Here is a 10482-nt window from a genome sequence, read left to right as displayed (position 1 = left end):
ATATTTCAAGATTTTCAAACCGATAAGTTGGGGCGAAAGACCCGCTGAGCGCCGTAGCCGATTTATTCAGAGGTTCCTTAGGAATAACCTCTGCCGGGGCTGTGTGGCCCCGGCAGTTTTTGCCTGCGGCAGAAACAACTTGACACCAAATACGATACCATGTATAATATAGAAAAGAGAGGGTGGCCGGCATGTCAAAATGGGAAAAGCTGCTCCGTGAAATCCGTTCTCTGAGCAGGGAACTTCGGTTTGATGAACTTCGGAGAGTATTGGAATCCTATGGCTATACGATGTGTGCACCGCGCGGTGGCAGCAGCCACTATACTTTCTGAAAACCGGGTTGTCGGCCGATCACAGTGCCAAAGCATGAACCAATCAAAAGAGTCTATGTAGAAATGGTCAGACAGGTCATAGAAAGCGAGGAGAATCATGAAAACGTTGAATGAATATCTTGCTCTGCCGTATCGCATGGAGCTGGTAAAGGACCCCGATGAGGGCGGCTTTGTTGTGTCCTTCCCCGACCTGCCGGGCTGCATCACCTGCGGCGAGACGCTCGAGGCAGCGGTTGCCAATGCGGCTGATGCCAAGCGAGCATGGCTGCAGGCGGCTCTGGAGGACGGCCTGCCGGTCCGGGAGCCGGACGATCTCGAGAACTACTCCGGTCAGTTCAAGCTGCGGATTCCCAAAAGCCTGCATCGCTCTCTGGCGGAGCATGCGCGGCAGGAGGGCATCAGCATGAATCAATACTGTGTATATCTGCTTTCCAGAAACGACGCCGCTGCCCGCTGATGCGGACGGCGGCTTTTTTGGCATGCTCCCGCCTGCGAAAGCGCCAAAACCGCTTGACTTCAGGCAATTTCGCGCTTATAATATTATTTTGGATCATGATGTAATAAAAACTCCAAATGGATCGTTCCGGAGGAAAAATTATGCTGAAAAATACTGAAAAAACCATGGACAAGCTCGTCGCTTTGTGCAAAAACCGCGGCTTCGTGTTCGCTGGCTCCGAAATTTACGGCGGCCTTGCCAACACCTGGGACTACGGCCCCCTCGGCGTCGAGATGAAAAACAACATCAAGCGCGCCTGGTGGAAGAAGTTCGTGCAGGAGAACCCGTATAACGTCGGCCTCGACTGCGCGATCCTCATGAACCCGCAGACGTGGGTCGCTTCCGGCCACCTCGGCGGCTTCTCCGACCCGCTGATGGACTGCCGCGAGTGCCATGAGCGCTTCCGTGCAGACAAGCTCATCGAGGACTACTGCGCCAAGACCGGCGAGGAGCTGCCGAAGCCCATCGACGCCTTCTCGCAGGCCGAGATGAAGAGCTTCATCGACGAGAAGAACATCTGCTGCCCGACGTGCGGCAAGCACAACTTCACGGATATCCGTCAGTTCAACCTGATGTTCAAGACGTTCCAGGGCGTCACGGAGGACGCGAAGAACACCGTGTATCTCCGCCCGGAGACGGCGCAGGGCATCTTTGTGAACTTCGTCAACGTGCAGCGCACCACGCGCCGCAAGCTGCCGTTCGGCATCGGCCAGATCGGCAAGTCGTTCCGCAACGAGATCACGCCGGGCAACTTCATTTTCCGCGTGCGTGAATTCGAGCAGATGGAGCTGGAGTTCTTCTGCGAGCCGGGCACGGACCTCGAGTGGTTCGCCTACTGGCGCGGCTTCTGCAAGCAGTGGCTGCTCTCGCTCGGCATGAAGGAAGAGAACCTTCGCCTGCGCGACCATGACCCGGAGGAGCTGTGCTTCTATTCCAAGGCAACGACGGACTTCGAGTTCCTGTTCCCGTTCGGCTGGGGCGAGCTCTGGGGCGTTGCCGACCGCACGGATTATGACCTGACGCAGCATCAGAACACGTCCGGCAAGGACCTGACGTATTTCGATCAGGAGAAGAACACGCGCTATATCCCCTATGTCATCGAGCCGTCCCTCGGCGTCGAGCGCTCGTTCCTGGCCTTCCTGGCCGATGCCTACGACGAAGAGGTCGTCGGGCAGGACAAGAGGGGCAACGACGACATCCGCACCGTCCTGCATCTGCACCCGGCCCTTGCGCCGTACAAGGCGGCCGTCCTGCCGCTGTCGAAGAAGCTCTCCCCGGCTGCCGAGGAAATCTACCATGACCTGCAGAAGGAATTCATGGTCGATTTCGACGATGCCGGTTCCATCGGCAAGCGTTATCGCCGCGAGGACGAGATCGGCACGCCGTACTGCATCACCGTCGACTTCCAGACTGTGGGCGACGAGACGACCCCGGCGGACCATGCCGTGACCGTCCGCGACCGCGATACCATGGAGCAGGTCCGTATCCCCGTTTCCGAGCTGAAGGCATGGCTTGCCGAAAAGCTCGCATTCTGACATGAGCGCCTCGGAAAAGCGCAGCCTGCGCGAGCGGCTGCGCCCGAAGGAGCGGAAGCCTGCCGTTCGCTGGCTGCTGACGGTCCTGCTGCTGGCCGCGGCCGTGCTCGGTCTGCACATGCTGCTGCAGATGATCGGCACGCTGGACTTCTCCCGCGGCCGCTTCAGCTCCTACCTGCATGTGCCGAAGATCTACCTGCTGAACCTGCTGCCGGTCGCACTGCTCGTGGCCTTCACTTATTTTGCCACGAACCGCGCCTGGCTCGGCTTCCTTATCCCGTCCGTGCTGCTGTTCGTCATGGACTTCGTCAACTATTTCAAGGTCACGCTCCGCGGCGACCCGTTCGTGGCGGAGGACTTCCTGACCATTGGCGAGGGCGCGGGCATCATCGGGCAGTATACGCTGCATTTCCCGGCAATGTTCTTTGTGGGTATCGCCCTCATTGCCGCCGGGACGATCGTCCTGCACCGCTGGGCGCGCGGCCGCATGCCGAAGAAGCGCTGGTGGCTCCGCGTTCTGGCGCTGGTGCTCATCGTGCTGCTGGGCTTCGGTGCATGGGAGCTCTGGTACGGCAATACAGATCTCTATGACAGCATGATGGAGGCGAATACCTCCCTCTTCAACGTCTGGAAGGACGCAGAGAATTATGCCTCGAAGGGCTTTGTCTACTCCTTCCTGAATTCGCTGGCGGAGGCCATGCCCCAAAAGCCGGACGGCTATTCCGCGCGGAAGGCAGAGGACCTGCTCAGCGCCTACCCCGAGGCGGATATCCCGGAGGGGCAGAGAGTCAACGTCATCGCGACGATGCTCGAGAGCTTCTCCGACCTGTCCGTGTTCGGGACCGTCTCCGACCGCTTTGTGCAGGACCCCTATGCGGACTTCCATGCCCTGCAGGCCGAGAGCTACACCGGTACGCTCATCTCCGATACCATCGGTGGCGGTACGATCAATGCCGAGCGTGCCTTCCTGACGGGCTACTCCTACCCGCAGCCCCGCTACCGCCGCGACACGGAGTCCTTCGTGCGCTACTTCCTCGAGCAGGGCTATGAGACGGAGGGCAGCCATCCCGGCTACGCCTGGTTCTACAGCCGCGAGAAGATCAACGAGCGCCTCGGCTTCGAGACGTACCATTTCCTCGATGGCTACTACGAAAACCTGCTGACGGATGAAAACAGTCTGGACGGCCACCCGAACGACGAGACGTTCTTCGCCGAGCGGGCCGAAAGCTGGGAAGTGCGCGATCCCTCGAAGCCGTGCTTCTCGTTCAGTGTCAGCTATCAGGGCCACAGCCCCTATGCGGACGACACCCTCGTCTGGGGCGAGACCTACATCCCGCACGAAGGCATCTCCGATGCGGCCTACTACACCGTGAACAACTATCTCGGCAGCGTGGCCAGCACCGGAAAGCAGCTTGCCGCCTATGTCGACTCGTTCCGCGATGACCCCGAGCCGGTCGTGCTCGTCTTCTTCGGCGATCACAAGCCGACGCTCGGCGCAGGCAACAGCTTCTATGAGGAGCTGGGCGTCAACGTGCAGGAGGGCACGGCAGAGGGCTTCTACAACCTGTATACCACGCCGTATCTCATCTGGACCAACGATGCTGCAAAGGCTGTGCTTGGAAGAAGCGACATTGGCACCGGCCCGACCATCTCGCCGTGCTATCTCATGTCCGTGCTCTTTGACTGCTGCGGCTGGGAAGGCCCGTCCTGGATGCAGCTCCAGCGGCAGACCCGTGCGGTGCTGCCCGTCATGCAGAGCCGCGGCATGTATCTTGTCGCGCAGGGCAGCGCTCCGACTGCCTCACAGGGCATCGCCTTGCTGACCTACACGCTTTCCGGCGACGCGCTGCAGGCAAAGCAGAACTATGCCATTGCAGAATACTACGTCCGCCGCATTCGTCCCACGCAATCCTAGCATCCCGCTTCTGCGTTTTGAAATAACTCGAAAAGGAATGATCACTATGGAAAAACTTTACGGCAAACAGCTCGAAATCATGGCTACCAAGGCACGGCTGCTCGGACTTGACGCCGTTCATACCGCCGCGTCCGGCCATATCGGCGGCAGCCTTTCCGCGATGGACATCCTCACGACGCTGTACTTCAACGTCATGCAGGTCGACCCGGCCAACCCGCAGGACCCGGACCGCGACCGCTTTGTGCTGTCCAAGGGCCACTGCACGCCGGCTCTGTACCCGGTGCTGTCCCTGCGCGGCTTCTTCCCGCAGGAGGATCTGAAGCTCTTCCGCTCCATCAAGGGCCATTACTCCGGCCATCCCGACATGCGCCACGTCAAGGGCGTCGATATGTCCACCGGCTCTCTGGGTCAGGGCATCTCCGCCGCAGTTGGCATGGCTCTGGCCGGAAAGCTTGCAAAGAAGGACTACCGTGTCTATGCCCTGCTGGGCGACGGTGAGATCGCCGAGGGCCAGGTCTGGGAAGCCGCCATGTCCGCTGCGAAGTATCATCTGGACAATCTCTGCGCCGTCGTCGATGTCAACGGCCTGCAGATCGACGGCGCGACGAAGGACGTCATGCCGTCCGAGCCGCTCGATCAGAAGTTCGCCGCCTTCAACTGGAACGTCATCCATGTGAACGGCCATGACTACGACGCGCTCATCGCCGCGTTCGAGGCCGCTGCCGCCTGCAAGGGCAAGCCGACCGTCCTGATCGCCAAGACGACAAAGGGCAAGGGCGTGTCCTTCATGGAGAACAACGCCGGCTGGCACGGCAAGGCACCGAACGATGAGCAGTATGCACAGGCCAAGGCTGAGGTCGAGGCCAAATTAGCGGAACTGGAGGGCAAATAAGATGGCTGGAAAAATTGCAACCCGCGCCGCCTATGGCGAGGCGCTTGTCGAACTGGCAGAACAGTATCCGGAGCTGGTCGTCTTTGACGCCGACCTCTCCAACGCGACCATGACGAAGGGCTTTGCGGCCAAGTACCCGGAGCGCTTCTTCGACATGGGCATCGCCGAGTGCAACATGACCGGCGTCGCTGCCGGCATGTCCACCTGCGGCTTCAAGCCCTTCACGAACACGTTTGCGATCTTTGCCTCCGGCCGTGCCTGGGAGCAGGTCCGCAACTCCATCGGCTATCCGCACCTGAATGTCAAGGTCGTCGGCTCGCACGGCGGTCTGTCCGTCGGCGAAGACGGCGCGACCCATCAGTGCACCGAGGATCTGGCCCTGATGCGCGTCATCCCCGGCATGAAGGTCCTGTGCCCCTGCGACGGCTACGAGATGAAGCTTGCCGTCAAGGCGCTGCTCGAGTATGACGGTCCTGCTTACCTGCGCCTGGGCCGCGCCGCCGTCGAGACCGTCACGGACGAGATCGAGGGCTACCGGTTCGAGCTGGACAAGGGCGTTACGCTGAAGGACGGCAAGGACGTCACCGTCATCGCCACGGGCCTCATGGTCCAGATGGCGCTGAAGGCCCGCGAGATGATGGCTGCGGAGGGCATCTCCGTCCGCGTCATCGACATGCACACCATCAAGCCGCTCGACGGCGAGCTGGTCAGGAAGGCCGCGCTCGAGACGGGCTGCATCGTCACCTCCGAGGAGCACAGCATCATCGGCGGCCTCGGCGGCGCAGTTGCCGAGTACCTGAGCGAGAACTGCCCGACGCCGCTCGTTCGCCATGGCGTGAACGACGCCTTCGGCCGCAGCGGCACGGCCAACGCCGTGCTTGAGGCCTACGGTCTGACGCCGGAGGTTCTGTGCGACAAGATCCGCGAAGCGCTGGCAAAGAAGCACTAAGGCAACACCGTATCATTGCACCTTCGGCCTTCGCCGGATATTTTTCGCCGATCCATCGGTTCGAAAAGTTTGAGGTATTGCGCAGCCGTTGGCGGCTTTGCCGCCTTACGGATGCGGCATGCCCCTTGCGGATACACAAAGTACATCTGCACTTTTCAAACCTTGTCTCGACAAAAAATCTCTCGGCGAATGCTCTCGCTGAATGATACGGTGCTGCCCTGACCCTGCCTCCGCCCTGCTTCAGCGGGGCGGAGGCTTTCTGTTATGGAGGACCGATCTATGATACGACCTGTCACGTCCGCCGACCGCGCCGTGCTGCGCGAGCTGCTGGCGGAGTTTTACGATACGGACGCCGTGCTGCACCCACTCCCCGCATCCTACCACGACGCGGCGCTCGACGAGCTGTTCCGCTCGGACAGCCTGCAGCGCGCCTGCCTGCTCGAGCAGGACGGCGAGACTGCGGGCTATGGCCTGCTCTCGCTCAAATATTCCCACGAGGCGGGCGGGCTGGAGCTGTGGGTGGAGGAGCTGTATGTCCGCCCCGCCTTCCGCGGCCGCGGCCTGGGCCATGAATTCTTCGCATGGCTGCGCGGCCTTTCCGCAGCGGAGCACATCCGCCGCATCCGGCTGGAAACGGAACCGGAAAACGAGCGTGCAGCGGCACTCTACGCCCGCATGGGCTTTTCGCCGCTGGGCTATTGCCAGATGTTCCGGGAGGAAGCAACATGATCTATCTTGACAACGCCGCCACGACCCGGCCCTGCGCCGAGGCCGTCGCGGCCGTGAACGATGCGCTGACGGCCCGCTGGGGCAATCCCAGCGCCGTGCACCGGCTCGGCATTGATGCGGCCCGGCTGCTGCGCGCCGCCCGCCAGGACGTTGCCGAGGCCATGGGCGCGGAGACGGAGCGCGTCTTTTTCACCTCCGGCGGCACGGAGGCCGATAACTGGGCCATTTTCTCTGCCGCCGAGCGGCTGGGCAAGCGCGGCCGCCACATCGTCACGACGGCCGTGGAGCACCATGCCGTGCTCCATCCCATGCAGAAGCTGGAGCGGCAGGGCTTTTCCGTCACCTATCTGCAGCCGGACGCGGAGGGCCGCGTGAGCCTCGAGGCTCTGCAGGCAGCCCTCCGGCCGGACACGATCCTCGTCAGCATCATGATGGTGAACAACGAATCCGGCGCGGTCATGCCCATTGAGCGCATGGCGCGGCTGACGCACCGCGTCTGCCCGAACGCGCTGTTCCACACGGACGCCGTGCAGGGCTTTTTCAAGGTCCCGTTCCGGGCGCGCACGCTCGGCGCGGATCTTATTTCCGTCTCCGCCCATAAGGTCCACGGCATCAAGGGCGCAGGCGCGCTGTACATCCGGCCCGGCCTGTCGCTGCCGCCGTTCGTGCTGGGCGGCGGGCAGGAGAGCGGTCTGCGCAGCGGCACGGAGGGCCTGCCCGCCATTGCGGCCTTCGCCGCCGCTTGCCGCGCCGCTCTGCCGAAGCGCACGGAGTCCATCGCCCGGCAGCGCCGCCTGCTGGCGCAGGCGCAGGAGCTGCTCCGTGCCATCGACGGCGTGCAGCTGCTCGGCGCGCAGGAAGCGCCGCACATTCTGAATCTCGCCGTGCCGGGTGTCCGCTCACAGGGACTCATCAACGCCCTGCAGGAGCGCGATATCTACGTCTCGGCCGGTTCGGCCTGCAGCAAGGGCCACCGCAGCCATGTGCTCGAGGCCATGGGCGTTGACGCCGCATGGATCGACGGCTCCGTCCGCGTCTCGCTCTCCGATGAGACGACGGAGGACGACATCCGCGCACTGGCCGAGGCCCTGCCCGCCGTGCTGACGGAGCTGCGGGGCGGAGGGCGGCGCGCATGACCCGCCCGCTCCGCAATCTCATCTCTGCCGTCACGCTCGCGGCCCTGACGGGTCTGCTCGTTCTGGCGGCCACGCAGTGGACAGACGTCTTTTTCCGCTTCTACCCGGCGTTTTCCCGCTGGATCCTCGGCGTGCTGGCCGGGGTCACGAGCGTCACGTCCTTCCCCATCTGGGAGCCGGGCCTGTGCCTGATCGTGCTGTGGGGCATCATCTCGCTGATCCGCAGTCTGGTGCACCATCACTTTCTGCGCTGGCTCAGCGGGCTGCTGCTTACCCTTTGCTTTGCCGCCTTTTTCTTCATGACGGTCTGGGGCCTGAATTATTTTGCGCCGCCGATGTCCGAGCGTCTCGGCATGGAAACGCAGGAGCGTACCGCCGCCGAGCTGCGCGAGGTCACGGCCTATTTTCTGCAGAAGGCCAACGAGACCGCGCCGCTGGTCGAGCGCGATGCCGGCGGCGTCATTGCGGCCTCGGACCTCTCTCAGCTCGGCAAGCAGGCCGGGGCGGGCTATGAGACGCTTGCCAAAACGATGGACTGCTTCGACGGCTCCACGGCCCGGGTCAAGACGCTGCTGAGCAGCAAATGGTTCGGCAAAACGGGCACGACGGGCATTTTCATCGCCTTCACCGGCGAGAGCAGTATCAGCTCCACGACGTTTACGGCCTCCGTGCCGTTCACGATGTGCCATGAGATCGGCCACCGCATGGCCTTCGCCCGCGAAAACGAGGCAAACTTTGCCGCCTTCCTCGCCTGCGCGGCAAGCGCTGATGCACGCTTCACCTATTCCGGCTACTACACAGCCTTCCTCTACTGCTACAATGCGCTGCGCAAGGTCGATGCCGCTGCGGCAAACGAGGTCTGGAGCGGCGCGTGCGGCGAGCTGCGTGCCGACTGCGCCGCGGCGAACTCACACTATAAAAAAGTGGAAGACCAGAAGGTCTCCCAGGTCACGGACAAAATTTACAACAGCTACCTGCAGACGGTCGGCGTGGAATCCGGCCGCCAGTCCTACGGTGAGGTGGTCGATCTGCTGACCGCCTGGTACTTTTCACAGGAGGCCACGCAATGAAACGAGCGCCCTGGCTCTATACCCTGATGCAGATCGCCCTGTGGAGCATTCACGGCGTTCTGATTTCCTACGCGCAGCGATATCTCGCCGGGATGGGCATGCGCGACAGCGCCATCGGGCTGCTGCTCGGCGGCGCAACGGCGGCGGGCTTCGTGCTGCAGCCGCTTCTGGCCGCCGTATGCGACCGCTCGCGCCTGACGGTCCGCCTGACGCTGCTGACCGGCGGCGGGCTGATGCTGCTTTGCTGCGCGGCCCTTCTCCCGGCGGCAAAGAGCCTGACCCTGACGGCTGCGTTCTATGCAGTGGCCTGCTGCATGGCGCAGACCGTCCCGTCGTTTGTCAATGCCCTCGGTATGGCGGCGGAGCGGAAGGGCATGCGCCTGAATTTCGGCATCTCCCGCGGCGCCGGGTCCATCGGCTTCGGCCTGACGGCCCAGCTGGCCAATGTGCTTCTGCTGCGCGGCGGCCTGCGCACCGTGCCGCTCTACTCCCTCTGCCTTGCCGCCATTCTGACGGCCACGGCGCTCTGCTTCCCCCGCACGGCGGAGGATGCGCCGGAGGCGGAGACGGAGCGGGCCTCCGGCCTTGGCCGGTTCCTGCGCGGCAGCCCGCGCTTCTGCCTGCTGCTGGCGGGCGCGTTCCTGCTGTTCTTCGGCCATAACACGCTGGCAAGCTATCTCTACCGCGTGGCCCAGTGGAAGGGCAACGCCGATGCGCAGGGAACGGCGACGATGCTTGCGGCCCTGCTGGAGCTTCCCATCCTGTTCGGCTTTCCTCTGCTGCTGCGCAAAGCGGGCAGCGGAAGCTGGCTGCGGCTGTCCGGCATTTTCTTCACGCTGCGGCTGCTGCTGACGCTCGTTCTGCCCGGAACGGCCGGGTTCTATCTGGCCCAGTGCATGCAGATGGGCGGCTTCGCCCTCTATACCGTCAGCTCGGTATATTATGTCAACGAGATCATCCCCGTGCAGGACGCCGTCAAGGGACAGAGCTTCCTTGGCGCGGCCGGAACGATCGGCGCGGTCGCCGCGAACGTGCTCGGCGGCGCGCTGCTCGACGCCTCGGGCGTGCCGCTGCTGCTGACGGTCTGCACGATTGTTTCCGCCGTCGGTGCGGCCATCGTGTGGTGCGCCGTGCAGACAAAAAAGCACGCCGCCTGCTGAGTTCGACAGACTTCGCAGGCAGAACGTGCTATAATGGCGCTACAGCTTATCCAATGCGAGTGTACTTCCCGACCCCGGCGCGGCGCGCCGGACCCAAAATGCAGACTATCCCCTCGGATTCACATCCGAGGGGACTTTTTTATATGGGCAGCGCCGCACAATTCATCACCGGCCTTCGCCGGATATTTTTTGCCGATCCATCGGTTCGGAAAGTTTGGAGTATTGCGCAGCCGTTGGCGGCTCTGCCGCCTTACGGATGCGGCATGCC

Annotated in this window: 9 protein-coding genes; all 9 read left to right on the top strand. The window is 62.8% G+C overall.

The window, feature by feature from the left end:
• Nucleotides 1-429: 429 nt before the first annotated feature.
• The 9 genes from WMO66_RS01550 (at nucleotide 430) to WMO66_RS01510 (ending at nucleotide 10214) form a co-directional block, all read left to right on the top strand.
• Nucleotides 430-789, top strand: coding sequence for a type II toxin-antitoxin system HicB family antitoxin (locus tag WMO66_RS01550; protein WP_349134654.1), 360 nt, complete (start codon nucleotides 430-432; stop codon nucleotides 787-789).
• 140 nt (nucleotides 790-929) lie between these two features.
• Entirely contained in the window at nucleotides 930-2363 is a 1434-nt protein-coding gene (locus WMO66_RS01545; RefSeq protein ID WP_349134653.1) for a glycine--tRNA ligase, read from the top strand.
• Nucleotides 2341-4278: an LTA synthase family protein gene (locus WMO66_RS01540; protein ID WP_349134652.1), complete on the top strand. Its 1938-nt coding sequence runs from the start codon at nucleotides 2341-2343 to the stop codon at nucleotides 4276-4278. Before WMO66_RS01545 ends, WMO66_RS01540 begins: the two co-directional genes overlap by 23 nt.
• A 46-nt stretch (nucleotides 4279-4324) precedes the next feature.
• Nucleotides 4325-5170, top strand: a complete 846-nt coding sequence (locus WMO66_RS01535) for a transketolase (RefSeq protein WP_349134651.1) — start codon at nucleotides 4325-4327, stop codon at nucleotides 5168-5170.
• A 1-nt stretch (nucleotide 5171) separates the two neighbouring features.
• The gene (locus WMO66_RS01530) at nucleotides 5172-6119 is read left to right on the top strand and encodes a transketolase family protein (protein ID WP_349134650.1); all 948 of its coding nucleotides are present in this window, start codon (nucleotides 5172-5174) and stop codon (nucleotides 6117-6119) included.
• 279 nt (nucleotides 6120-6398) lie between these two features.
• Nucleotides 6399-6848 carry a GNAT family N-acetyltransferase gene (locus WMO66_RS01525; protein WP_349134649.1) on the top strand — a complete coding sequence of 150 codons (450 nt, stop codon included), beginning with the start codon at nucleotides 6399-6401 and terminating at the stop codon, nucleotides 6846-6848.
• The gene (locus WMO66_RS01520) at nucleotides 6845-7984 is read left to right on the top strand and encodes a cysteine desulfurase family protein (RefSeq protein WP_349134648.1); all 1140 of its coding nucleotides are present in this window, start codon (nucleotides 6845-6847) and stop codon (nucleotides 7982-7984) included. The genes WMO66_RS01525 and WMO66_RS01520 overlap by 4 nt, the downstream gene beginning before the upstream one ends.
• Nucleotides 7981-9054 carry a DUF3810 domain-containing protein gene (locus tag WMO66_RS01515; protein WP_349134647.1) on the top strand — a complete coding sequence of 358 codons (1074 nt, stop codon included), beginning with the start codon at nucleotides 7981-7983 and terminating at the stop codon, nucleotides 9052-9054. Before WMO66_RS01520 ends, WMO66_RS01515 begins: the two co-directional genes overlap by 4 nt.
• Complete coding sequence (locus tag WMO66_RS01510; RefSeq protein ID WP_349134646.1) at nucleotides 9051-10214, top strand: MFS transporter; 1164 nt, start codon at nucleotides 9051-9053, stop codon at nucleotides 10212-10214. Before WMO66_RS01515 ends, WMO66_RS01510 begins: the two co-directional genes overlap by 4 nt.
• Nucleotides 10215-10482: the final 268 nt, after the last annotated feature.

This window comes from Faecousia intestinalis, assembly GCF_040096185.1.
GTDB lineage: Bacteria > Bacillota > Clostridia > Oscillospirales > Oscillospiraceae > JAZOXB01.
The sequence above is the reverse complement of the archived record's forward strand: the minus strand, read 5'-3'. Positions and strand labels throughout refer to the sequence as shown.

Excerpts from the sequence above, each read along its gene's own strand:
- WMO66_RS01520 (WP_349134648.1), top strand. The coding sequence starts at position 6,845 with ATGATCTATCTTGACAACGCCGCCACGACCCGGCCCTGCGCCGAGGCC.
- WMO66_RS01545 (WP_349134653.1), top strand. The coding sequence starts at position 930 with ATGCTGAAAAATACTGAAAAAACCATGGACAAGCTCGTCGCTTTGTGC.
- WMO66_RS01535 (WP_349134651.1), top strand. The coding sequence starts at position 4,325 with ATGGAAAAACTTTACGGCAAACAGCTCGAAATCATGGCTACCAAGGCA.
- WMO66_RS01525 (WP_349134649.1), top strand. The coding sequence starts at position 6,399 with ATGATACGACCTGTCACGTCCGCCGACCGCGCCGTGCTGCGCGAGCTG.
- WMO66_RS01510 (WP_349134646.1), top strand. The coding sequence starts at position 9,051 with ATGAAACGAGCGCCCTGGCTCTATACCCTGATGCAGATCGCCCTGTGG.
- WMO66_RS01550 (WP_349134654.1), top strand. The coding sequence starts at position 430 with ATGAAAACGTTGAATGAATATCTTGCTCTGCCGTATCGCATGGAGCTG.
- WMO66_RS01530 (WP_349134650.1), top strand. The coding sequence starts at position 5,172 with ATGGCTGGAAAAATTGCAACCCGCGCCGCCTATGGCGAGGCGCTTGTC.
- WMO66_RS01515 (WP_349134647.1), top strand. The coding sequence starts at position 7,981 with ATGACCCGCCCGCTCCGCAATCTCATCTCTGCCGTCACGCTCGCGGCC.